This is a genomic window from Domibacillus aminovorans (assembly GCF_001643235.1).
Lineage (GTDB): Bacteria > Bacillota > Bacilli > Bacillales > Domibacillaceae > Domibacillus > Domibacillus aminovorans.
In genome coordinates, this window is sequence record NZ_LQWY01000031.1 from 17072 (window position 1) to 39841 (window position 22770).

Genomic DNA, 22770 nt, shown 5'->3' on the forward strand with positions numbered 1-22770 from the left:
CTTATCAAAATTTACGCAGCGCGTCGAAACGATGGTACCGCCTGCAATGCGTTTCTCAGTTTGGGTACGAGGACGGCTGCCGCAACTGATTTAATCAAATCACCTGGAATGAATGCCATGCTTGCAACGGTTACCTCACGCAGTCCAACACCTGTAACAAACGATTGCACTGGAATGCCAATTGCGTACAATACAATGATGCCGCCGATCACGTTCGCAGCGAATGTGCGGCGTACCGTTAACTTAGCGGCACGTTGTGTGAATAATCCAATGACAAATGCACCGGCGATCCAGGAGATTAAAAACCCTGCACTTGGCCCAACAAATACGGCTAGACCCCCACGTCCCCCCGCAAGAAGCGGTGCACCTGCTGCAACGGTTAACAAGAAAATGATTTGGCTGACAGCACCGAGCCTTGCGCCAAGCACACCGCCTGCAATCATCACACCGAGCGTTTGAATCGAAATCGGTACTGGTGTAAATGAAAGTGGAATGGGTGGTAAAAAGCCCAGTACCGCCATGATCGCCGCAAACATGGCAGCTTGAACCCAATGAATTGTTTGCATTTTGTAGTTCCTCCATTACATTGTTTTTTTCAGTGTAATCGAGATTTGTTTTTGTTGTCAACCCATTTTTATTTTAGTTAACAAAAGGTTATCCTTATTATTCGTATAAATAATGAGCTTAATGGCAAAAATTGAAGAGTAGATTGCGCATGCTGTTCATTTATATAGATCAGTGAACAGCATGAAGCTGCAAGTAATAAAGCTCCAATGTTTTTTACGAACGACAAAGAGGTTAAGATTTTATCAGCAGAATATAGCTAAATTAGAACCAGAATCGTAAAGGTTTTAAACAGCAAGAAAAATAGGCATTTACGATACCCGCTTTCGTGTCAATGTTGTTGAATTGTTAAAGGAGGAAAATAGAATGGGACTTGCTCAAATTGGCGTACCCGGTTTAATCATTATCCTTGTGATCGTCCTAATCCTTTTTGGTCCGAAAAAGTTACCGGAAGTTGGGGGAGCCGTCGGAAAAACATTATCAGAATTTAAAAAATCAACAAAAGGCATTATGGATGAGGAAGAAGATTCTAAAAATGTAGAGAAAAAAACAGATGGATTGTAAGCAGGTGATGAATTGGATCCATATGGAGATCATAATAGAAAAATTTTAAGTCCGCTGGATAAAGTGTCAATGGAAGAAGTAGCAGTAAGCCAGGTTCAAGAGTCAGCCGTTACTGATCGTCCAAATGAGCTCTCAGAACTAGGCACGTCTTTAGTGGAGCATCTAACCGATTTGCGGAAGCAATTAATCAAAAGCACGGTTGTCTTCCTGTTCTTTTTTATCATTGTCTTCTCTTCAATCAACTTTTGGTTCCCATATGTGACGAGAGGCCATGAACTTATTATTCTCGGACCACTTGAAGTCATTAAGTTTTATATGTCTATTTCCCTTGCATTATCATTGGGACTGTCGCTGCCATTTGTTAGCCATTTTTTATGGCAGTTCGTAAAACCGGGGCTAAACGAAAAAGAGAGCCGTTTTATCGGCTTCTATTCCCCCGCGATGCTTTTACTTTTCATAGCCGGTGTTGCATTTGGCTATTTTGTCGTGAATCCGCTCAGTTATCAATTTTTGATTTCAATGGGCTCGTTGAATTTTAATGTCATGGTATCAGCACAAGAATACATCCGTTTTTTGCTGATGTCGACTGTCCCGCTCGGGTTACTTTTCGAAATGCCGATTGTTGCCCTATTTCTTGCAGCCATCGGGATTCTGACTGCTGAAACAATGCGAAAAGTTCGGAAATGGTCCTACTTGATCATCGCTGTTTTATCGGCCGTCATTACACCACCAGACTTTATCAGTCAACTTCTTGTTATGTTCCCTATGATTTTATTGTACGAGATCAGTATTTATATTGTCACGTTTATTGAACGTCGTCGTGCCAAATCAGAACATATACACATTCTTAACGAGACAAATGAATGATTGAATGAAAAAAGATTGATCAAAAACGGGTATCATTCACTCGTTTTGATCAATCTTTTTTTAAAAAAGCAGTTTCACACAACAACCAGATGCCTGCTTATTACTCTGCAATAATAGAGCTATTTTTTACCTAAATATTTCTTTAAGAGTATAAACAATGGATTTAATGGAGAATTATATAGAGGTAGATCACGCCATGCTGTTAGTCAGTCTAGCCAAACGGATGGAACTATAAGACTGCGTGGCACTCTAAGATAAATTAGTAAATGTGAATTTTAGGAGGTTTATCATGCCGGATAATGAAAAAGGATTGTCGAGACGCGGCTTTCTAAAAACAACGGGAATTGCTGCCGGTGCACTTGTTGGCGGCGGTCTGATCGGCGGGCTTGTCGGCTACAACACGAAAGATAATAAGCAAATAAGTAACGTAATGACAAGTGGTGAGCAGCACGGAGTTGCAAGCAGCAGAGCGCGTATGTTCTTTACGAACGACAAGGACTTTATGATTTTATCAGCAGCGACGGAACGGATCTTTCCAAAGGATGACCTTGGTCCAGGCGCCATCGAGCTTGACGTGCCTTATTTTATCGATCACCAGCTGGCCGGCAACTACGGTAACAATTCGAAAGAGTATATGCAAGGACCGTTTAAAGCAGGACAATCTACCCAAGGATACCAGAGCCGACTGACGCGTGCAGAAATTTTTCAGCAGGGAATTGCGAAAATAGAATCAGAATCGCAAAGTCGTTTTAAAAAAGGTTTTTCTGACTTAGAGAACAATCAGATGGATGAAATTTTAACAGCTTTCCAAAAAGATGAAGTGCCGATGACGGCTGTTTCCTCTGCCTTTTTCTTTAAGCTTCTTAGACAGGCCACTCTCGAAGGAGCATATGCGGATCCGTTGTACGGTGGAAACAATAATATGGATGGATGGCGCATGAAAAACTTCCCTGGTCATCAAGGTTCATATGCACAAGTGATTGATAAAGAGGCGTTCCAAAAAATCGAACCGAAATCACTGTCCAGTATGCAGAATATGCAGCATTAAAAATAAACAGCAGCCCTTTTTTATATGAATGACCAATGAATAATTACGTTTTTTAGTAGGAGGAGAAGAATGGCCAAAACATTGGAGAAAGTAGATGTTGTCACAGTAGGTGTCGGTTGGACAGGTGGTATTATTGCGGCTGAATGTGCAAAAGCAGGGTTAAAAGTAATTGGGCTTGAACGTGGTAAAGAACGCAGTACTGCCGACTTCGCACAAGTTCATGATGAATTCCGCTACGCCATCCGCTATGAACTTATGCAAGATTTATCGAAAGAAACCATTACATTCCGCAACAACCGAAAACAAGAAGCACTTCCGATGCGGCAGATGGGCTCCTTTTTGCTTGGTGAAAATTTAGGTGGAGCTGGCACACACTGGAATGGACACACATGGCGTTTCCTGCCTTATGATTTTGAAATTAAGTCAATAACCGATAAAAAGTATGGAAAAAATAAACTATCTGATGATTATTTGCTGCAGGACTGGGGCATTACGTATGACGAACTGGAGCCCTATTACGATAAATTCGAAAAAATGGCCGGCATTTCAGGAGATGGGAAAAATCCTTTCCAAGGAAAGCGTTCAGATAAGTACCCAACACCTGCGATGAAAAAAACACCTATCCTTCAAAAATTTGAAAAAGCAACGACTGATTTAGGTTATTCGCCATTTATGCTGCCATCTGCGAACATTTCTGAACCGTATAAAAATCCGGATGGCGAACAGATTAATGCGTGCCAGTATTGCGGTTTTTGTGAGAGGTTCGGATGTGAATACGGCGCAAAGACTTCTCCGGAAATAACGGTCGTACCAACAGCTAGAAAAACAGGCAATTATGAGATTCGCTTTCATGCCAATGTTGTCGAGATCTTAAAAGAAGGCAACAAAGTGGCTGGCGTCAAATATGTTGATCGGGTGTCAGGTGAAGAATTTATCCAGCCGGCAGAAGTCGTCGTATTGACGAGTTATGTTATGAACAATGCGAGGCTGTTAATGGTGTCGAAAATCGGTGAACAGTATGATCCGACAACCGGACGCGGCACACTTGGAAAAAACTACTGCTATCAAGTTCTTCCAGGCGCAACCGGATTTTTCGATGAACAGATGAATGTTTTCATGGGTGCGGGAGCACTCGGTATGAGTATCGATGACTGGAATGGCGACAACTTCGATCATAGTGATGTAGATTTCATCCACGGCGCGAGTATTTCGATGACTCAGCCAGGTGTACGGCCTATTCAAATGAATCCCGTTCCGCCAGATACCCCAACGTGGGGATCAGATTTCAAAAAAGCATCCATTCACAACTATACACGGACGCTAAATGTGGGTGGTCAGGGCGCAACGATGCCGTATAAAGAAAATTATATGTCTCTTGACAGTGTCTATAAAGATGCATACGGTGTTCCTTTATTGCAGCTAACGTATAACTTTACGGAGCAGGATCGGGCACTACATACGTATCTTACAAAAAAATCCGAAGAAATCATAAAAAAAATGGGTGCAAAAACAGTCGTGCCCGGCAGCCCATTGACAGATTATGATATTGTTCCCTACCAGACGACACATAATACCGGCGGAACGATTATGGGAACAAACCCTGAAAACAGTGTGGTGAACACGTATCTTCAGCACTGGGATGCAGAGAATCTTTTCGCTGTCGGAGCAGGAAACTTTGCCCATAACGGCGGCTATAATCCGAACGGCACAGTTGGTGCACTCGCCTACCGCTGTGCGGAAGGTATCATTAAATACAGCAAAAACGGCGGGTCGCTCGTTTAAAAAGGAGGAGAAGTAAAATGGGGCTTTCTGGAATTGGTGTGCCGGGGTTAATTGTTATTCTTGTGATTGTCTTAATTCTTTTTGGCCCGAAAAAATTGCCAGAAATCGGTGGAGCCGTTGGAAAAACATTATCGGAATTTAAAAAATCAACAAAAGGTATTATAGATGACGAAGAGGAACCGAAAAAGGAAAAGATAAAAATTCTTAACGATACAAACGAATGATTGAATGAAAAAAAGATTGATCAAAAACGAGTATCTTTCCCTCGTTTTGATCAATCTTTTTTTAAAAGCAGCTTCATAAAACAACCTGATGTCTACTTGTTTTATGAAACAGGTGCTTTTAATCTTTCCGCTACCTCTTCATCCGTCAGTCCATGTTCAGCGATATAACGATTTCGAGGATGTGTCCGGCATTCGTTCGAACAGCTTCTCATATAGAGATGTTCATTTTCTTCTGAGCAAAGGATTTGCTTGTTGCATTCTGGATTCGCACAATTTACATAGCGTTCACACGGTTCATTTGTAAAGTAATCTCTTCCAACGATCACATGCTCCACACGATTGATCGGCACACCTATTCGCTCATCAAATACGTAGCACTGTCCATCCCACAACTGACCCTTTACTTCCGGATCTTTTCCGTATGTGACAATTCCGCCGTGAAGCTGTGCGACATCTTCAAAGCCTTCTTTTAACAACCATCCTGAAAATTTTTCGCAGCGGATGCCACCTGTGCAATACGTTAAGATTTTTTTATCTGCAAACTGTTCTTTATTTTGACGGATCCATTCGGGTAAATCACGGAATGTTTCAATATCTGGCTTAATTGCACCTCTGAAATGACCTAATTCATACTCATAGTCATTTCTGGCATCGATGACGACTGTATCTTCCGACTGCATTTGTTCAAAAAAGGTTTTAGGATCAAGATGCTTCCCTGTCGTTTGTCTCGGGTTAATGTCATCCTCCAGCCGCAGCGTCACTAATTCTTTGCGGGGACGGACATGCATTTTTTTAAACGCATGTTCATCCGCTTCATCTATTTTAAACTCCATGTCTTCAAAGCGAGAATCGCTCTTCATTGCTTTTATATAGGCATCTGTCTGCTCAATTGTTCCAGAAACAGTTCCATTGATTCCTTCCTGTGCAACTAAAATACGCCCCTTTAATCCGAGTTCTTTGCAAAAGCTTAAATGCTCTTGTGCAAACTCTTCGGGATTATCAATTGTGACATAATTATAGTAGAGCAACACTCTGTATTCTTTTTTTTCCAAAATCATTTTCCCACCTTTATTTATTTCACTTGAAAGATCACATATCATCCGTGCTCTTTTTCATTGAGCATATATGTCCATTTTATCATAACTTTACACGTTGTTAATACGATTTGTCTTGCTTTACGATAGAAGTTCTTGACAACTTTGTATACGGCACTTTTTACTGATTTAGAATGAGCGGTTTTCCTGCTTCAAATATGATAAAATAGTGCCTATGCATACATATTGACACATAAGGAGTGCTCCTTTTGATTATTGAACCTTCTATCAAAATGGCATCGTTTCAGCCATCGATTTTCAGCGATTTAAAGAATTATACAGAGATAAAAAAGCGAGAAGGCATTGATTTAATTGATCTCAGCTTAGGCAGCCCAGACTTACCGCCCGATGAAAAAATCAGAAATGTTCTTGCCAAAAAAAGCGCAGCGATTTCTTCGTACGGATACACGCTCGGTGGGACGAAACGCTTTCATGAATCGGTCGCTAATTATTACAACCGCCGATCCGGCGTTAAACTAAATCCAGAAACAGATATTGTGCAGACAATGGGGTCTCAGGAAGGACTTGTGCATTTGCCGCTGGCGTTTTGTAATCTAGGCGATATCGTTCTAACAACAAACCCCGCCTATGTTGCCTATGAGTCGGGCATTACACTTGCCGGTGCGGTTCCCTATTATATGCCATTATTAGAAGAAAACGGATTTTTACCTGATATTTCGGTCGTTCCAGAAGACATTCTTAAAAAGGCAAAGCTTATGATTATAAATTTACCAGGTAATCCTGTTCCAGCTATGCCGAATCAAGCTTTTTTCGAACAGATAATCGCGGTCGCCCGTCGATATCATATTGCTGTGCTGCATGATGCGGCATATTCAGAATTTTATTTTACCGGTACAAAACCATTTAGCTTTTTATCCGTTCCAGGTGCAATGGACGTTGGAATGGAAATTAATTCTTTGTCTAAAAGCTTTAGTCTTGCCGGTGCGCGCATTGCCTATATTGTCGGCAATCCGGACATGATTGCAGTATTAAAACAGTTAAAAACTAATCTTGATTATGGTGTATTCGCGCCTATTCAGGAAGCGGCCGCAACGGCACTCGATCATGCAGAAGAGATAACAAAGCGGCTCCGTGCTGAGTTTACAGCGCGCCGTGACGTACTTGTCAATGGATTACATGAGATCGGCTGGAGCGTATCAAAACCCGATGGTGGTATGTTCTTATGGGCGAAAATCCCCTATGGTACCGATGACCGCGCCTTCGTTTTTGATGTAATCGACCGGTCAGGTGTCGTGATGATTCCAGGCAGCACATTCGGAACGGGCGGCATTGGATATGTCCGCATTGCACTCGTTCAGCCGGTATCTGTTTTAGAGAAAGCTGTCCATCAATTAAAAAAAGTGATCAAACAAACATGATCTGTGGAGTAAAATCATGATAATAAAAATGAAAACAAAAAAAGCACTCAAGCTTTCCCCATTCCAATTTATTGTTCTTCTCTATTTAACCGGCGCGATTTTTTCAAGTATTTTGCTGCTGTTGCCAGTCGCACATAAACCGGGTGTCGACATTACATTTGTCAATGCCGTTTTCGTTGCCGTCAGCGCACTGAGCGTTACTGGATTATCACCGGTCAGCGTGGCCGATACGTTTAGTACGACTGGTTATTTTTTCATCATGCTCATTTTGCAAGTCGGCGGCGTTGGCATTATGACATTCAGCTCGATGATATGGATTTTATTTGGAAAACGAATCGGAATACGCGAGCGGCAGCTCATTATGGCTGACCAAAACCGGATTGACTTAAACGGCCTAGTGAAATTAATGAGGGAGATCTTTTTGCTCATTTTAACGATTGAAGTGATCGGTGCGATCATTCTTGGCATTTATTTCACACAATATTATCCGACATTGTCTGAATCCTTTTTACATGGACTATTTGGATCAATCAGTGCTACGACAAATGGCGGGTTCGATATTACGGGTGCGTCACTCATTCCATTTGCAAATGATTATTTCGTTCAGTTTGTCAATGCCATTTTAATTGTTCTTGGAGCGATCGGCTTCCCCGTATTAATTGAAGTGAAAGACTTTATCACATACCGTGGTCCACGCAAATATCAATTTAGTTTATTTACAAAAATAACAGTAACGATGCACGCGATTTTAATCATCATTGGGACGGCAGGCATCTTTTTCTTTGAACGCCATCATTTTTTTCTTGATAAAATGTGGCATGAATCGTTCTTTTATGCTTCGTTTCAATCGATTGCGTCACGAAGCGGCGGATTGACTACGTTGGATTTAAATGACTTTTCATCACCAACGCTCATTTTATTGTCCGTTTTAATGTTTATCGGTGCCTCCCCTTCAAGTGTCGGCGGCGGGCTTCGAACGACGACAGTAGCGATTGCCGTACTTAGTGTGTTTACATTTGCTAGGGGGAAAAATACGATTAAAATCTTCAATCGCGAAGTTCATCCAATCGATGTTCACCGTTCATTCGTTGTTGTCGTCACGGGAACGTTTATATGGGGCCTATCCATTATGTTTATGTCTTACTTAGAACCTGACATTTCACTGCTGCCGCTTCTTTATGAAGTGTCATCTGCTTTTGGAACAACCGGATCTTCTCTTGGCATTACCAGCCATTTAGACACACCTGCTAAAATCATTTTAATTGTGCTCATGTTCATCGGCCGTATCGGATTGTTTTCACTTCTTTTCCTTATTCGCGGAAAAGAAATAAAAGAATCCTACCATTATCCGAAAGAACGCATTTTAATTGGATAACAAAAAAGCCGTCATCACCGACGGCTTTTCCTCATTTTAACCTGCAATAAAAGTGCCTTTCATTTTCACTTCACCCGCTGCATTTTCAACAGTCAACCCGCCTTTTCTTAATTTCTCATCGACCCAACTCCCTTTAAAAACAAGCGGCTCATCCGGATAAGTCATCGATAAAAAACGGGCGTCGTATGTGGCTAATGAAGATATACCCCATTCGCTTAAAGCACGGCTCCCAAGGGCCATAACAAGCATTCCATGAGCAATACACTCTGGTAAACCGGCTTTTTTAGCCGCTTCAGGATCCGTATGAATTGGATTAAAATCACCTGAAGCGACTGCATATTTTTTTATTTGTTCACGTGTAATCGTCATATATATGGGGTTAAACATGTGTTGCTCCTTTCTGCTCAATAATCGTCGATCGGGAAATGATCACTGTTTCGCCGTCCCGCTTGTATTCCGTTTCAAGCTTCGCAAATGTCATACCTCTTTTTGTCGTTTTCCCGATTAAAAAAACGACCGCTTCAATGCTGTCACCTATGTATATCGGTTGTTTGTATTCGTATTGCTGACTGCCATGCAGCACACAGGACGGATCAAATGTAAGCAAATCTGTCAACTTTTCAAATGACATGCCCCCTTGAAAATCGATGACCGTCGCATATGTCGGTGGAATCTCACTATTGGAATCGTTTAGATGAATCGCTTCTTTAAATGCCTGCACTTGCTTTTCTTCAATCCTGTGTGTGTAGCAATAGAGCTCCGTCTTTTCCTTCGTCATCTTCATCCTCCATTCTCTTTTTAAAATGGTACCATAAAAAACGCAGAAGTGATCCCAGCAGAGGGATCACTTCTATTATCCTATCACAGGTGTCTGTTCTTGTGCCGTTTCAACAACAAAGCCCATTTCTTCGATCATTTTATGGTCAGCCGTTGTCGATTGTCCTTCTGTTGTCAAATAATTGCCGAGAAAAATCGAATTGGCTGCATATAAACCGAGCGGCTGCAACGAACGTAAATTCACTTCGCGCCCGCCGGAAATACGAATTTCTTTAGATGGATTAATAAAACGGAATAAAGCGAGCACTTTTAAACAATACGCAGGTGTTAACGGTGCTGCATTTTCAAGAATTGTGCCTGGAATCGCATGCAAAAAATTGACTGGAATCGAATCCGCATCGAGCGCGCGCAAACTTTTTGCCATCGTCACGACGTCTTCCTTTGTTTCTCCCATGCCGATAATGACACCGGAACATGGAGACATACCGCTCTCTTTCACATATTCGACTGTTTCTGTCCGATCATCATATGTATGAGTCGTGGTGATCGCCGCGTGATGATCTTTTGATGTATTAATATTATGATTGTACCGGTCTACTCCTGCTGCTTTTAGCTGATTTGCCTGATCTGGCTTTAACAGTCCTAAACATGCACAAATACGCATCGGATATTTTTCTTTTATTTCTTCCACTGCACCAACAACCGTTTCGATTTCTTTTTTCGATGGTCCGCGTCCGCTCGCAACAATGCAATAAGTGCCAGCACCAAGTGAATAGGCTTTTTCAGCGGCTGAGACAATCTGCTCTTTTTCCATCATCCGATACTTTTCAATTGGCGCACTTGAACGAACCGATTGCGAACAATAGCCGCAGTCTTCTGGGCAAAGTCCCGATTTCGTATTGACGATCATGTTTAACTTCACTTTGTTCCCATAGTAATGACGGCGAATTTTATATGCACCATCCAATAGAAGCAATAATTCTTCATCTGGGCACTTTAAAATGGACATCGCTTCCTCATTTGAACATTCACCCCCAGTTAACACCTTTTCCGCCAAACTACTCCATTTCGACATCTTCCTCACTCCTTTTCCTCTACTGCCAGATTAAAGGAAAAGAATCTTTATTGTCAACCAAAATATAAATTAAGTTAACAATAATCGTTTTGCTAGTTCATTGTTTTCATTGATAAAATAGAGTATACTTTTTTTGTCTAAAGCAACTTGCCTGATTTCAGGCGCAGGAGGAAAATCAATTTGAAAAAACAATTATTACTCGCGCTCACTTTATTATCAGCTATCGTGTTATCGGGCTGTCAAAGTGCGCAGACGGAAGGTCATTTTTTTCATGACTATTTAGTCAATCCATTCGTCAAACTCATTCACGCCCTTGGCGAAATGCTCGGCAGTTACGGTTTAGCTATTATTGTGATTACGATTGTCGTTCGATTGATTTTAATGCCGCTCATGCTAAATTCAATGAAAAAGCAAGCGGTGATGCGTCAAAAAATGGAAGTCGTAAAACCGAAAATGACAGCCATTCAAGACCGCTTGAAAGCAGAAAAAAATCCGGAAGAACAGCGTAAAATTCAAATGGAAATGATGGGGCTGTACAAAGAGCACGATATTAACCCGATGGCGATGGGTTGCTTGCCTATGCTTCTTCAAACACCTATCTGGATGGGGCTGTATTATGGCATTACTATTTCACCAGATATTCGATCTCATGAATTTTTATGGTTCCGCCTCGGAAATCCGGATATTGCGATGGCCATTATTGCTGGAATTATATATTATGTTCAATTTAGAGTTTCCATGCAGACAATGCCTGCTGAACAGCAGCAACAAATGAAATTCATCGGTTTGCTATCACCAGTCATGATTTTAATTTTTTCCGTTTCCGCTCCCGCCGCATTGCCTATTTACTGGGCGGTTAGTGGATTAATTTTAATCTTCCAATCATGGCTCGGACGTAAATATTACCAAACACACCCACCCGTTGAAAATGCAACAAAGTAACGACCTAGGATGCCTTGCGTAATCAAGGCGTCTTTTTGTTGTATAAAAACCTATTTTTTTGTACAGTAAATGAAAGTACTTTTTTCATAGAAAAAGTGAAACTATTTGTTCCAAATAACCGTATAGAATAGATAGAAACGCTCACACTAGAGCGAAATGAACATATGGAGTGGATGTACGATGCGGTATTCTTTTTATTGGTTCCGGCGTTCGCTTGCTTCTCTTATTGCTGCACTGCTCGCAGCAAGTCCGTTTGACGGATTTTTAGCATACGGCGCGTTTGCCCTTTCGTTTGCGATTGTATTCGTGTTGTACACGAACCTGAGCAATATGCGGATCCAGAAAAAATACGGATTAAATCGGAAAGAATATTATTATATACGGGATCAATTGCAAGATGCGAAATTGAAGCTTTCTAGGCTGCAGCATTTATTTTTAAAAGTGCGCAGTTTAAGCTCACTCCGGCAAATGATTGAATTAAACAGCCTCGTCAAGCGTATTTATTCAGTCGTCAAAAAAGAGCCGAAACGCTTTTACGAAATTGAGTCATTCTTTTATTCTCATCTTGATTCAGTCGTCGAATTGGCAGAAAAATCAGCGCTTTTATCAAGCAAAAAAGTAAAAGGACTAGACTTAAAACAATCATTGATTGAGACGAAAGAAACATTAGGTGATTTATCTAAAACGCTTGAAGGAGACCTTAGACAGGTACTCGCCCGTGATATTGAACATTTGACCATTGAACTTGATGTTGCTCAAAGAAGAGTAAAAAAACAAGAAATTCCATTTGAACAAGATAAGGAAGGAGCACCCGAAAATGAACAACGAATTTCAGCCACAACCGGCACCCGCTATAGACGCAAAAAAAGATGATTTATTAGATGATTTACTAGCCGATCCGTTCGGTGATATGATTGCAGCACCGGAAACAACTGCGACGCCGTCTGCACAATCAAAACGGCTTGTTGACGTAATTCCTGCTGAACACCGGCAAAAAGCAGAGCAGCTTGCGGCTCAAATTGATGTCGGCAACCAGCAAGCCGTCTTTTCATTCGGAACAGCCGCTCAAACGAAACTATCTGATTTCTCTCATCACATGCTCGATCACGTACAGCGGAAAGATATCGGCCCAATCGGCGATATTTTAAATGAACTCATGAAAAACTTAAAAAATGTTGATCCGGATGAACTGCGTGACGAAAAGAAAAATATTTTTTCTCGCATGTTCGGTAAAGTATCTGATTCCGTACAAGAAGTGATGACACGCTATCAGAAAGTTGGCTCACAAATTGATCGGATTGGTGTGAAATTAGAACATTCAAAACGTGGACTTGTTGAGGATATACGTATGCTTGAGCAATTATATGATAAAAATAAAGAATATTTTCAAGCACTTAATATATATATCGCGGCCGGCGAGTTAAAGCTCGAAGAAATTGAAACAAAAACGATACCCGAACTTCGACAAAAAGCGGAGCGGACCGGTGATCAAATGGATTTTCAAGATGTAAACGATATGATCCAATTTGCTGATCGTCTTGAAAAACGGCTTCATGATTTAAAATTAAGCCGCCAGATTACGATTCAAAGCGCACCGCAAATTCGTCTCATTCAAAATACGAACCAGACGCTTGCGGAAAAAATTCAGTCATCGATCTTGACTGCCGTGCCACTCTGGAAAAACCAAATCGCTATTGCATTGACGCTCGTCCGCCAGCAAAAGGCCGTTGAAGCGCAAAAACAAGTGTCAAAAACGACAAATGAACTGCTTCTGAAAAACTCAGAAATGCTCAAAGTGAACTCCATTGAAACCGCGAAAGAAAATGAACGTGGATTCGTTGACATCGAAACATTGAAAAAAACGCAGGATAATTTAATTACAACGCTTGAAGAAACGATCCGCATTCAGCAGGACGGCCGGGCGAAACGAAAAGCAGCGGAAGAAGAATTGATTGTCATGGAAGACGATTTAAAACAGCGCCTGCTTCGGTTGAAATAATAGAGAAGCCGTTCCAGAATTTTTCCTGGAACGGCTTCTTTCATGCTAAATGCTTTCAAACAGTAATTTTTTCAAAATAGGTGTTAAGACAGCGGGTAGTTCTGACACATCAGGTACTATGATCGAGCCGTTTCCATAAATCGTTTTCATCGTTTGCTGACGGGCTTCGTCCAACGCTTCGTCACCGATAAATAAATTAAAAACGGTCAGTCCTTTTTTTCGGGCAAGCAAAACAGCTTCATGTGTGTCAAGCACACCATTTTTATCATAATCGGCAGCGGATGGCTCTCCATCGGAAAAGACGATTAAAAACTTCCGCTGTTCACTGCGGCGCTCCATTTTTTCAATCGCGATCCGCAATGCAAAGCCATCCCGGTTGTCTTCTTCCGATCGAAGTTGACATATTTGTGGACCTGATTCTGATTGATAGGAATGTTCAAATGGAACCACCGTTAAAAAATAATTCGGTTTCACAGCAGCGGACAATGTTGCTGTGTCTTCCCAAAAACCCGTGATTTCATGTGGAACGCGAAGTGATTTTAATGTCTCATGAAAGAGTACCGTACTTTTTTTCACTTCGTCCATTTTGTCATACATAGAAGCAGAACTATCAATCAACAAGAAAAAAGCGGCGTCAATCTCACGTGACGGCTCCTGTTTTTTATAAAAAAGCCGTGGATTATTGTCTGTATAAAAGCGAATTAAATGGCGGTCAAGACGCCCTGTCAATAAATTTGTACGTGGGCTTGTTTTTTTCTTTTCAATCGATTTTTCAATCATCCGTTTTAACTTACGAACGGCCGGTGCTGTCTCTTCTTTTAACAGTCGGTACTGTTCGCGCTCTTCATAAGATGGGACGCGTGGAGATTCGAAAAGCGCCTTTGCTCCTTTATTCTCTTTTCCGTACCGGGTATCGTCAGACTGTTCCGCTGCCGCACGGCGTTCCACCAGCAATCGGTTGTACTGTTCACGTGATGCTTTTTTAGACTGTCCTTGCACGGATGCAAGCACTGCATCCCCTTCATCGCCTTCACGCGCCATATTCCCCATCATCGGCGTTTTTGCGCCCTGTTCTAGATCAAACTGCATAAACGTGCCGCGCGTCTCTTCCGATTCACGGTGCCACGTTGAAAATGGTTCATCAAACTGCTCATTTTCTTTTTCATCTTGCTTATCATCATTTGCAAGAGGGTCACGCCGTCTACCTGGATCAACAGCGGCAGCTGACTCTTCTTGTTGATATTCCGGCAAGTGGCTGTATTCATTTACCATATCACGTACATCTAGATCATTTATTACGTCTGAAATATCGGTGACAAGACGAATGACATCGGCAGTTGATTGCGCGTCAAACAATAAGCGAGCTGTCCGATCGATAAACGGAATCGCGCCATCAATGATTGGGCTGATCTGCGGCCATTCAAAGGGAGAATCCGCCTGCCAAAGCAAATAGAGCGCATTATATACCGCATCTGCATAAAAGCCTTTAGCTATATTAACGGTCAGTTGCCCATCATGATAGCGCCTCATGACGCTCTTCCGCGTCTCAAACGCCCTTTTCGTTCCAGGCCTTGATTGAACACAGAGCGGTTCGATCCGTACATCTTCTGCGAGTGCGAACAACTGGCGGGCAAAAGATGATTGTTTTTTTTCTATAAAAGGCTGTATGTCTTCTGCATTTGTAAACGACTTCGTTCCGAGCGCACGTAAATAGACGTCTGACTTCATTCCATCTATCTCTTCGTGTTTAACGCGATGCTGCCAAAAATGGCTCACGTATAAAATGGCCGGCTCATATTGTAAATACGCAAGCGGGCCAAACTCCACTTTCATATCTGTGTCATTTGCTATAGCTGCAGCAAGATCCGACAGTTCCATCCAGAAGGCCGAATTGACCGTTTCATCGTTAAATTGAATAAACCGCTCCACGTTATGCGAACCACGTTTCTGCTACGTTTCTAACAGCTGCCTGTTCTCGCTCATCATCAAGCTTCCCGGCAATCGCACTTTCGATGGCACGCATCGGTGGAATATACAGCGCAAGATCACATGCATCTACCAGCGCGCGGATAGATGACGCTTCTTCCGGCAGACGGCCGCTCTCAACAAGCGTTGTTAAATCAGCAGACAGTGACACAAATTGATGGATCAAGCGCTCGTCCTGCAAAATGGATTCCTGCTTTAATACGCTGAATAATGCATCACCAGAAATATACGGAATCTTAAATGTCACAAATCGGTTTTTAAGTGCTTCATTAAGAGGCGCCGTTCCAGCATAGCCTTCATTGACAGCTGCAATCACACTAAATGTCGGTTTGGCTTTAACAACTTCTCCTGTAAACGGATTCGTAATTTGACGGCGGTAATCAAGAACGCCATTTAAAATCGGCAATGTTTCCGGTTTTGCCATATTAATTTCATCTATATATAATAAATGTCCTTTTTTCATCGCTTGAATAACCGGGCCTTCCACAAAATCAATACGGCTTTTCCCATCAATTTCTATAATCGTTTTAAAGCCGAGCATCGCTTCTGCATCAAGATCAACAGAACAGTTAATACTGTGAACAGGCTGGCCAAAATAAGCAGCAAGTGATTCTGACAGTTTTGTCTTACCAGAACCTGTTGGCCCTTTTAATAAAATATTTTTACAGAGTGCCAATGTAATGACCGTGTCGGTTAACAAATGTGCATCTTGCGCTACATATTGATTCGTCGCATTGTCTGTAAGATCTTGCTGAAATTGCTGCTTCCGTTCTTTTATGATTTGTTCAATTTTTTCTGGTAATGTTGAAATATACATAATATTCGTCCTTTCCGAGTGTCGTTGCGCGAGTATCATCATACACTTGATTCAGCGATAAAAGCAAAAAAGCCGGCTTTTAAAAGCCCTCCTTTCTCCTGTACAATCGTTTCCACTTTTTCAAGGCGCAGCATTCTTTCCTCGGCGTTCTTTAAGCATACATGGATAACTTTCAAAAAACAGACGATACTACGGTAAAAATCATTCAAATTGAAAAACGATAAGGTGGGATGAGCATGGATTTCCCTACAATACATACAAATTTTTGGGACGCCATTATTGCAGTTCCTGTGATAATGGTACTAACACAGTTAATAAAAATCTTTTTTAAAGTCCCTAAATCATACGTTCCGACTGTAGCGCTCGCCATAGGTCTTTTACTATCTGTTTTTGTAAGCCACAGAGGACACCTCGTTGCTGGGCTTTTTATGGGTTGGTTTTATGGTTATGCGGCAGTCGGAGCATATGCTTCTTTAAAAACAATGATCCTGTCCTATTTAAAAAAGGTGAGGCGAGAATAACGTAAACCTTGGCCGGAATAGATGAAGCTTTGCAATTCCGTTTCTACTTTGACCTAATTCAAATAGTGTGCCTACGTTTCTTTTCCTTCTTTACATTACGGTGGCCTCGAGTGATGTCCTTTTTTAAATCCGCTTGAAAAAGCCGCATAAATAAGATAAAATTATATGGACAAGATCGTTTACACAAAGGACTTGAGCAGGTGTTTTTCACGCTTGAGTCCTTTTTTCTTTTTATTTATCCGATCGTTTAATTACCGCAATTAGACAGTTAATAATCTACGTTTTCGGGGTGTTCCTGCTATGGATGAAGAATTTGTAAAATCCTATATGACTAGTGAAGTGGCTGCGATATTAGGTGTATCCCAGAGTACTGTACGAAATTACAGTATCGCGCTTGAGAAACATGGATACGTCATCGCTAAGCCAAAAAGATCTCGTCAATTTGTTGAGCAAGACGTTGCCACTCTGATGCGTATGAAAGAATTGAGAACCTCATCAAAATTGCCACTTAACGATATAGCTGAAATGATGGGTACTACACCCTTGGCACCGGCACTTCCAAGTGAAATGTCTGACGTCGAGGTACAAAAAAACGTCGCATCGAATGAACTATTGGCTACCATCATGGACGAATTTACCGCTATGAAAAAAGAAAATGCAGAATTAAAACAAGAGGTTAAGCGTAATACGGATCATATTAATGTAATCATACACGAGGTCCGAAGAACAAACAGTATGCTCTTTAAAGCTCTATCTGAACAACCAGAACAAAAGAAAAAACTGCTGTTTTGGAAATTGAAGTGACTTGTTCAACTAAAGAGCCCTTTAATTGAACAAGAGAAAACAAACCACATTATTCACATTGATGTCTCACGTAATCCTATAAAACAGCCCAATATTTTTACTCAAGATTGTTGCTTTAATTTTTCTTTCAATGCCTTTTCAACGTGGTTTGGTACATAATCAGATACACTACCATCATGAGAATAGATATTCTTCACTATACTGGAACTTAGAAATGAATATTTTTCACTTGAATGTATAAAAAATGTTTCAGCCTCCCTGTATAATTGTTTATTTATCAATGCCATTTGAGCTTCATATCCATAATCAGTAACAGTTCTTAACCCTTTAATAATTGCTTTGATATTGTTTTCTTTCATATAGTCAACAAGCAACCCTTGAAATGTAACAACTTTAACTTTTTCATTACAAGTAAATTCATTTTCAATTAATATACTTCGCTCTCCAATTGAAAACAAAGATTGTTTCTTAGAATTTACCAATACAGCTACTATAATCTCATCAAAGAAGTGACTTGCTCTATTGACAATATCAATATGTCCATTTGTAATCGGATCAAAGCTTCCTGGATATATAGCCTTCATTTAAATCACCTTCATTTTTAGATTAATAATAACATAACATTCGTTATTCAATGATTGTCATCCCTCATTAAATAACAAAAAGAGAGCACTGAAAAAAGGGCATGATTTTTCGAAATCACAGCCCTTTTTAGGTTCTGTTGTATTTTCATATCAAAAATAGAAGCTTAATGAACCCTTATAGGACTGACTTTATTTCCACTTTCATTCCGCACACTCCTTCGCTTTTCCAATTTGCACGGCAAGCTCACGGAACCATTCTCGATCCCGCAGTTCAAGTGCCATATCCATTAATTCCATTAATTCATCCGGTTTGAGTTGTTCGTCCAATTTCTCAAGATTGTGAGTACTCGAATTCGAGGTAACGAAGAAGTTCCCATTTCGTACATAAGTAACAACGGATGCGTAATGCGTTGATGCTACGATAAAACCTCGTGTTTGATTATTTTTATTAAAAACCCAATCTCCTGTATTATAGATGACAATCGCCCCTTTCTAAGGGTATTGTGCCTTATCTAACCATTTTAATTCACAAATTCCATTTCATGAATTCCATGCATAACAAAGTTTCATGGTCAAAATACAAAAACAGCCCTTTTTATTAAGAAAAAGGGCTGTAAACATTGTTTATAAAAATTTAAATAAAAATAAGTTCACATATCGTATTCGTACATATACAGTCCTCGACCAAGCTTTCGGACACGTTCATTTTCACGTTCAAGGCCATTCATAAATGTCGTCATATTCGCAATTTTTTTGCCTGTCCGCTCTTCCACAAAACGCTGCAATTCAATGCCCCGAATGGGTGTATTTTGCTCCTTCAGGACGACGACTGCTGTTTTACGAAGTTCAGTTAAACTTTCACTGCGGCGGCCCCGGCGGGCTCTTGGCGGCAGCCCTATTGTTGTAATTGTAGCGACCGAACGAGCATCTGGCTCATCCACACTGTCAAGCTCCTGTAAACGGGAAAAAATAACTTCCCTCTCTTTTTTAAACTCCTGCATCACCCGAACTTCCGCATCTGCCAACTGATCTAGTCTAATTTTTAACGCAATTCGTTCATCAAACACTTTGTTCTCCCCCTACAAATCGATCGTTCACTTAGTTTACATCTTGAAAATAATCTTTATAAAACCCGGATACGCGGCCTTTGTTATCAACAATAAAATAAAATTCATCTGTTTCATTTTTCAAATCGTACACATTGCCTTCTGTCAATACATTTTCAACCATGTACTTTTCTGCTTTTGTATGCACACATGTTACTTGTTTAATCGTTTCTTTTTCATGCCATTTTGCATGTATCATTTTCATGTCTCCTTTATAATTTCATTTGCAGTTTCAGCGATTAATTGCGAAATATAAGATGGACGCATTGTCTGTGCCGGATAAGCTTCCTTCCACCTATCCGCACAATGACCATGAAGATAGACCGCGTCGGCCACCGCTTCTTTTATATTTTTATTTCGGAGCACCAATGCGAGAATAAGACCTGTCAGCACATCTCCACTGCCTCCTTTTGACAAACCATCGTTGCCTGTCACATTCACATAGCCGCCGCCATCTGCAAAAGCCGTCACGGTATACTCCCCTTTTAATACGACCGTGACATTGTGCTCAACGGCATATGCAGAAGCGGCCGCTATACGCGTACGCTGAACATAAACGGTCTCTTTGCCTGTCATCCAGGAAAACTCTCCTGGATGTGGTGTAACGATGACCGGACATTTTTTCTTTGTATATGAGCGTGGATGCAACGCACCTGCATCAAGAATCACAGGCTTGTTTTGTGCTAAAAGTTCCTCGATCAATATTTCCATCTTGTCATCAGATGGTCGACCGCACCCTGCTGCAATGGCATCAAATGAATGGTCTAATTCGATGTGCGGGTTAAACTGATACATCGCTTCCGGTACATGGGAAGCAATAATCGGGATAGCTTCTTTTTCTGTCTGTACCGTCAATTTTCCAGCACCACATGCGACCGCGCCAGATGCAGCAAGCGATGCACTGCCTGGCATATCTTTCGCACCTGCGATTAATAGTCCGTGTCCAAACGTTCCTTTATGAGCATTCTGGCCGCTATATGTGAGTGATTTAGCCACTTCCTGTGCGCTTCTCACTTTCCAGTTCGATGTATGTGGCAACCCGATCTCGACCACTTCCGTATCACCATATAAAGAAGCGGCTGGATACAAAAAACGGGATGGCTTATATCCATGCAGTGAATACGTCCGATCTGCTTTAAACGCATGTTTGTCACAATCGCCATCATCTGATGCTGCACCCGTTGGTAAATCAATCGCCACCTTCATCGCTGTCTGTCTATTCATCCAGTCCGTCACACGTTGAACATTTTCCCGAAGCGGGAGCTTAATCCCTATACCGAACAAACTGTCAACGAGAATCGAACCTGATTGATCCGGTAAATTTGTCGATGCTGAAAAACCAAGTGACGAATAATAGTCAAAGTGAGCTTTTGATGCTGCGGATACCGGAAGTCCCAACGGAAAGAAAAGGCTACATGGCACACCAGCTATTTGAAGATAACGGGCAAGCACAATGCCATCTCCTCCATTGTTTCCTTTGCCTGCTATAATGGTAAATTGATGTTTATGTATATTCAAATCCTGTTTTATAGCGTTGAAAAGGCCAATTCCTGAAAGCTCCATCAACGTAAAAGCCGTCATCCCCTGCTCTTCTGCACATCTGTCAGCCTTTTTTATCTCACTGCTCTTATAAATATACAACAAATAGCCCCCCTTTTTCATGATTTTATTACAATTTTTTTAAAAAAGATAATATAAATTGGGAATATTATATCGTTTTTATTAGATTTTTGTTTATTGTTTGCATTTAGATTGATTGATTGCTAGTATAATAATCAGAAAATAAAGATATATATCTTTATTTTAATACCACTCAGAGGAGGTCATAAACGAATGAAGATTATGAGCAATGAACTGTTGGTGGCTGCTTATCGGGATGCATTGAACAATCGAGATGACAAGGAATGGATCAATGCATTGAAAATTGAAGTGAGAAAACGCGGATTATCACCTAAAAATGAAAAATAATAAAAAATCCCGCGGCTGCTAATAGCCGCGGGATTTTTGTATTACTTATCCTTCTAAAAGAAGATCTTCAGGATTTTCAATTAATTCTTTCACCATTTTCAAAAAGCTGACTGCTTCTTTTCCATCAATGATGCGGTGGTCATAAGAAAGTGCCACGTACATCATCGGACGAATTTCAATGGAATCGCCAATCGCAACCGGACGCTTTTGAATCGTATGCATGCCGAGAATACCGACCTGTGAACCGTTCAAAATGGGTGTTGATAGAAGAGATCCGAAAACACCGCCATTTGTGATCGTAAACGTACCGCCCTGCAAATCAGCAAGCGCCAGTTTATTATCACGTGCTTTTAAAGCCATATCCATAATAGATCCTTCGATTTCAGAGAAGTTTTTGCGGTCGCAATCACGGACAACCGGTACGACAAGACCGTCATCTGTTGATACGGCAATACCGATATCATAGAACTTTTTCAACAGGACTTCATTGCCATCGATTTCAGCGTTGACATACGGATATTTTTTCAATCCTGCCACAACCGCTTTTGTGAAGAATGACATGAAACCAAGACGCACATCATGGTCATCAAAGAATTTATCTTTTTTACGTTTGCGAAGATCCATAATATTCGTCATGTCAATTTCGTTAAACGTTGTCAGCATCGCAGCTGTTTGCTGTACCTCAACAAGACGTTTAGCAATCGTTTGACGGCGGCGGCTCATACGCTCGCGCTCAACCGGTTTCCCATCATCCTGTTTTTTCACAGGTGCCGCTGCTACAGGTGCTTTTTGTGGGGCTGCGGCTGGAGACGTAGGTACATCTTGATGCGTCTCTACATCTTGAACACGGACGCGTCCTAGCGGATCAGCTGGTTTAACTGCAGATAAGTCAATTCCCTTTTCACGTGCTAATTTACGTGCTGCTGGTGAAGCAACCGTCCGGTTATTCGGATCTTCTTTAGCCGGTTCCGCTTGTACTTCTTTCTCTTCTGCTTTCGGCGCTGCTTCCGCTGCTGGAGCCTTTTGAGCCTGTGCAGTACTTGCTGCGCCCGCTTCTACAATAGCAATGACTTGACCTACTTTAACCGTATCGCCTTCTGCCGCCTGTAGTTCTTTGATCGTTCCCGCTTCTTCTGAAATCACTTCGACGTTTACTTTATCTGTTTCGAGTTCAACGATGTATTCGCCTTTTTCCACATAATCACCGGGTTGTTTTAACCACTGTGCAATCGTACCTTCTGTAATTGATTCTGCCAGTTCAGGAACTCTAATTTCTGCCACGTTAAAAATCCTC

General features: G+C 41.3%; 26 protein-coding genes. 13 read left to right on the forward strand and 13 right to left on the reverse strand.

The features are described from left to right. Nucleotides 1-11: 11 nt before the first annotated feature. A complete protein-coding gene (locus tag AWH49_RS11445) occupies nt 12-566 on the reverse strand; it encodes a biotin transporter BioY (protein WP_018393372.1) in 555 nt (184 codons plus the stop codon). 364 nt (nt 567-930) lie between these two features. On the opposite strand from AWH49_RS11445, the gene tatA (AWH49_RS11450) reads away from it, so the two are divergent. The 5 genes from tatA (AWH49_RS11450) (at nt 931) to tatA (AWH49_RS11470) (ending at nt 5049) form a co-directional block, all read left to right on the forward strand. Continuing rightward, complete coding sequence (tatA, locus tag AWH49_RS11450; RefSeq protein ID WP_063965814.1) at nt 931-1128, forward strand: twin-arginine translocase TatA/TatE family subunit; 198 nt, start codon at nt 931-933, stop codon at nt 1126-1128. Nucleotides 1129-1140: 12 nt separating this feature from the next. After that, a complete protein-coding gene (gene tatC, locus AWH49_RS11455; protein ID WP_063965815.1) occupies nt 1141-1995 on the forward strand; it encodes a twin-arginine translocase subunit TatC in 855 nt (284 codons plus the stop codon). Nucleotides 1996-2284: 289 nt separating this feature from the next. Continuing rightward, entirely contained in the window at nt 2285-3043 is a 759-nt protein-coding gene (locus AWH49_RS11460) for a gluconate 2-dehydrogenase subunit 3 family protein (protein WP_063965816.1), read from the forward strand. Between the two features lie 69 nt (nt 3044-3112). Then, nucleotides 3113-4825, forward strand: coding sequence for a GMC family oxidoreductase (locus AWH49_RS11465; RefSeq protein ID WP_063965817.1), 1713 nt, complete (start codon nt 3113-3115; stop codon nt 4823-4825). A 17-nt stretch (nt 4826-4842) separates the two neighbouring features. Beyond that, nucleotides 4843-5049, forward strand: a complete 207-nt coding sequence (gene tatA / locus AWH49_RS11470; protein ID WP_018393377.1) for a twin-arginine translocase TatA/TatE family subunit — start codon at nt 4843-4845, stop codon at nt 5047-5049. A 101-nt stretch (nt 5050-5150) separates the two neighbouring features. Here tatA (AWH49_RS11470) and trhO read toward each other — a convergent pair whose 3' ends face one another. Next, complete coding sequence (gene trhO / locus AWH49_RS11475; protein WP_063965818.1) at nt 5151-6107, reverse strand: oxygen-dependent tRNA uridine(34) hydroxylase TrhO; 957 nt, start codon at nt 6105-6107, stop codon at nt 5151-5153. Nucleotides 6108-6352: 245 nt separating this feature from the next. Here trhO and AWH49_RS11480 point away from each other — a divergent pair, with 245 nt between their 5' ends. Continuing rightward, nucleotides 6353-7522, forward strand: a complete 1170-nt coding sequence (locus tag AWH49_RS11480; protein WP_063965819.1) for an aminotransferase class I/II-fold pyridoxal phosphate-dependent enzyme — start codon at nt 6353-6355, stop codon at nt 7520-7522. A 16-nt stretch (nt 7523-7538) separates the two neighbouring features. After that, nucleotides 7539-8897: a TrkH family potassium uptake protein gene (locus AWH49_RS11485; RefSeq protein WP_280512827.1), complete on the forward strand. Its 1359-nt coding sequence runs from the start codon at nt 7539-7541 to the stop codon at nt 8895-8897. A 36-nt stretch (nt 8898-8933) separates the two neighbouring features. On the opposite strand, the gene AWH49_RS11490 is transcribed toward AWH49_RS11485, so the two are convergent. From AWH49_RS11490 to bioB, 3 genes are all read right to left on the reverse strand, one after another. Continuing rightward, nucleotides 8934-9284 carry a MaoC family dehydratase gene (locus AWH49_RS11490; protein WP_063965820.1) on the reverse strand — a complete coding sequence of 117 codons (351 nt, stop codon included), beginning with the start codon at nt 9282-9284 and terminating at the stop codon, nt 8934-8936. Beyond that, nucleotides 9277-9675, reverse strand: a complete 399-nt coding sequence (locus AWH49_RS11495; RefSeq protein ID WP_063965821.1) for an FAS1-like dehydratase domain-containing protein — start codon at nt 9673-9675, stop codon at nt 9277-9279. Before AWH49_RS11495 ends, AWH49_RS11490 begins: the two co-directional genes overlap by 8 nt. Nucleotides 9676-9750: 75 nt before the next feature. Beyond that, nucleotides 9751-10749 (reverse strand): biotin synthase BioB, encoded by a 999-nt coding sequence (bioB, locus tag AWH49_RS11500; protein WP_063965822.1) that lies wholly within the window; start codon nt 10747-10749, stop codon nt 9751-9753. Nucleotides 10750-10929: 180 nt separating this feature from the next. On the opposite strand from bioB, the gene yidC reads away from it, so the two are divergent. The 3 genes from yidC (at nt 10930) to AWH49_RS11515 (ending at nt 13690) form a co-directional block, all read left to right on the forward strand. After that, nucleotides 10930-11691: a membrane protein insertase YidC gene (gene yidC / locus AWH49_RS11505; RefSeq protein WP_063965823.1), complete on the forward strand. Its 762-nt coding sequence runs from the start codon at nt 10930-10932 to the stop codon at nt 11689-11691. A 180-nt stretch (nt 11692-11871) separates the two neighbouring features. Beyond that, nucleotides 11872-12564 carry a 5-bromo-4-chloroindolyl phosphate hydrolysis family protein gene (locus AWH49_RS11510; RefSeq protein ID WP_063965824.1) on the forward strand — a complete coding sequence of 231 codons (693 nt, stop codon included), beginning with the start codon at nt 11872-11874 and terminating at the stop codon, nt 12562-12564. Further along, nucleotides 12509-13690, forward strand: coding sequence for a toxic anion resistance protein (locus tag AWH49_RS11515; RefSeq protein ID WP_063965825.1), 1182 nt, complete (start codon nt 12509-12511; stop codon nt 13688-13690). Before AWH49_RS11510 ends, AWH49_RS11515 begins: the two co-directional genes overlap by 56 nt. A gap of 45 nt (nt 13691-13735) precedes the next feature. Here the strand turns inward: AWH49_RS11515 and AWH49_RS11520 are convergent, their stop codons facing one another. Beyond that, the gene (locus AWH49_RS11520; RefSeq protein WP_063965826.1) at nt 13736-15619 is read right to left on the reverse strand and encodes a vWA domain-containing protein; all 1884 of its coding nucleotides are present in this window, start codon (nt 15617-15619) and stop codon (nt 13736-13738) included. A gap of 1 nt (nt 15620) precedes the next feature. Continuing rightward, the gene (locus AWH49_RS11525; protein ID WP_082862803.1) at nt 15621-16493 is read right to left on the reverse strand and encodes an ATP-binding protein; all 873 of its coding nucleotides are present in this window, start codon (nt 16491-16493) and stop codon (nt 15621-15623) included. A gap of 236 nt (nt 16494-16729) precedes the next feature. On the opposite strand from AWH49_RS11525, the gene AWH49_RS11530 reads away from it, so the two are divergent. Beyond that, the gene (locus AWH49_RS11530) at nt 16730-17014 is read left to right on the forward strand and encodes a hypothetical protein (RefSeq protein WP_034290409.1); all 285 of its coding nucleotides are present in this window, start codon (nt 16730-16732) and stop codon (nt 17012-17014) included. A 300-nt stretch (nt 17015-17314) separates the two neighbouring features. Further along, nucleotides 17315-17818 carry a MerR family transcriptional regulator gene (locus AWH49_RS11535; RefSeq protein WP_063965827.1) on the forward strand — a complete coding sequence of 168 codons (504 nt, stop codon included), beginning with the start codon at nt 17315-17317 and terminating at the stop codon, nt 17816-17818. Between the two features lie 101 nt (nt 17819-17919). Here AWH49_RS11535 and coaD read toward each other — a convergent pair whose 3' ends face one another. The 5 genes from coaD to AWH49_RS11555 form a co-directional block, all read right to left on the reverse strand. Continuing rightward, nucleotides 17920-18402 carry a pantetheine-phosphate adenylyltransferase gene (gene coaD, locus AWH49_RS11540; RefSeq protein ID WP_018393391.1) on the reverse strand — a complete coding sequence of 161 codons (483 nt, stop codon included), beginning with the start codon at nt 18400-18402 and terminating at the stop codon, nt 17920-17922. A gap of 201 nt (nt 18403-18603) precedes the next feature. Then, on the reverse strand, nt 18604-18729 hold the full coding sequence (locus tag AWH49_RS20040) for an IDEAL domain-containing protein (RefSeq protein WP_152333498.1): 126 nt from the start codon (nt 18727-18729) through the stop codon (nt 18604-18606). Nucleotides 18730-19052: 323 nt separating this feature from the next. Next, nucleotides 19053-19469 carry a Rok-like winged helix domain-containing protein gene (locus tag AWH49_RS11545; RefSeq protein WP_051928013.1) on the reverse strand — a complete coding sequence of 139 codons (417 nt, stop codon included), beginning with the start codon at nt 19467-19469 and terminating at the stop codon, nt 19053-19055. 31 nt (nt 19470-19500) lie between these two features. Continuing rightward, nucleotides 19501-19707 (reverse strand): DUF6501 family protein, encoded by a 207-nt coding sequence (locus tag AWH49_RS11550; RefSeq protein ID WP_063965828.1) that lies wholly within the window; start codon nt 19705-19707, stop codon nt 19501-19503. A 2-nt stretch (nt 19708-19709) separates the two neighbouring features. Continuing rightward, complete coding sequence (locus AWH49_RS11555) at nt 19710-21149, reverse strand: bifunctional ADP-dependent NAD(P)H-hydrate dehydratase/NAD(P)H-hydrate epimerase (protein WP_063965829.1); 1440 nt, start codon at nt 21147-21149, stop codon at nt 19710-19712. A 192-nt stretch (nt 21150-21341) separates the two neighbouring features. Here AWH49_RS11555 and sda point away from each other — a divergent pair, with 192 nt between their 5' ends. Beyond that, nucleotides 21342-21476 (forward strand): sporulation histidine kinase inhibitor Sda, encoded by a 135-nt coding sequence (gene sda, locus AWH49_RS11560; protein ID WP_018393397.1) that lies wholly within the window; start codon nt 21342-21344, stop codon nt 21474-21476. A gap of 45 nt (nt 21477-21521) precedes the next feature. On the opposite strand, the gene odhB is transcribed toward sda, so the two are convergent. Continuing rightward, nucleotides 21522-22757, reverse strand: a complete 1236-nt coding sequence (gene odhB, locus AWH49_RS11565; RefSeq protein WP_063965830.1) for a 2-oxoglutarate dehydrogenase complex dihydrolipoyllysine-residue succinyltransferase — start codon at nt 22755-22757, stop codon at nt 21522-21524. Nucleotides 22758-22770 lie beyond the last annotated feature (13 nt).

Bases quoted from the DNA above. Each gene is read 5' to 3' on its own strand.
- bioB (WP_063965822.1), bottom strand. From the start codon at position 10,749: ATGTCGAAATGGAGTAGTTTGGCGGAAAAGGTGTTAACTGGGGGTGAA.
- AWH49_RS11510 (WP_063965824.1), top strand. From the start codon at position 11,872: ATGCGGTATTCTTTTTATTGGTTCCGGCGTTCGCTTGCTTCTCTTATT.
- tatA (WP_018393377.1), top strand. From the start codon at position 4,843: ATGGGGCTTTCTGGAATTGGTGTGCCGGGGTTAATTGTTATTCTTGTG.
- tatA (WP_063965814.1), top strand. From the start codon at position 931: ATGGGACTTGCTCAAATTGGCGTACCCGGTTTAATCATTATCCTTGTG.
- AWH49_RS11550 (WP_063965828.1), bottom strand. From the start codon at position 19,707: ATGATACATGCAAAATGGCATGAAAAAGAAACGATTAAACAAGTAACA.
- AWH49_RS11465 (WP_063965817.1), top strand. From the start codon at position 3,113: ATGGCCAAAACATTGGAGAAAGTAGATGTTGTCACAGTAGGTGTCGGT.
- sda (WP_018393397.1), top strand. From the start codon at position 21,342: ATGAAGATTATGAGCAATGAACTGTTGGTGGCTGCTTATCGGGATGCA.
- coaD (WP_018393391.1), bottom strand. From the start codon at position 18,402: ATGAAGGCTATATATCCAGGAAGCTTTGATCCGATTACAAATGGACAT.
- AWH49_RS11535 (WP_063965827.1), top strand. From the start codon at position 17,315: ATGGATGAAGAATTTGTAAAATCCTATATGACTAGTGAAGTGGCTGCG.
- AWH49_RS11490 (WP_063965820.1), bottom strand. From the start codon at position 9,284: ATGTTTAACCCCATATATATGACGATTACACGTGAACAAATAAAAAAA.
- AWH49_RS11495 (WP_063965821.1), bottom strand. From the start codon at position 9,675: ATGACGAAGGAAAAGACGGAGCTCTATTGCTACACACACAGGATTGAA.
- AWH49_RS11530 (WP_034290409.1), top strand. From the start codon at position 16,730: ATGGATTTCCCTACAATACATACAAATTTTTGGGACGCCATTATTGCA.
- AWH49_RS11460 (WP_063965816.1), top strand. From the start codon at position 2,285: ATGCCGGATAATGAAAAAGGATTGTCGAGACGCGGCTTTCTAAAAACA.
- AWH49_RS11525 (WP_082862803.1), bottom strand. From the start codon at position 16,493: ATGTATATTTCAACATTACCAGAAAAAATTGAACAAATCATAAAAGAA.
- AWH49_RS11485 (WP_280512827.1), top strand. From the start codon at position 7,539: ATGATAATAAAAATGAAAACAAAAAAAGCACTCAAGCTTTCCCCATTC.
- AWH49_RS11515 (WP_063965825.1), top strand. From the start codon at position 12,509: ATGAACAACGAATTTCAGCCACAACCGGCACCCGCTATAGACGCAAAA.
- trhO (WP_063965818.1), bottom strand. From the start codon at position 6,107: ATGATTTTGGAAAAAAAAGAATACAGAGTGTTGCTCTACTATAATTAT.
- AWH49_RS11445 (WP_018393372.1), bottom strand. From the start codon at position 566: ATGCAAACAATTCATTGGGTTCAAGCTGCCATGTTTGCGGCGATCATG.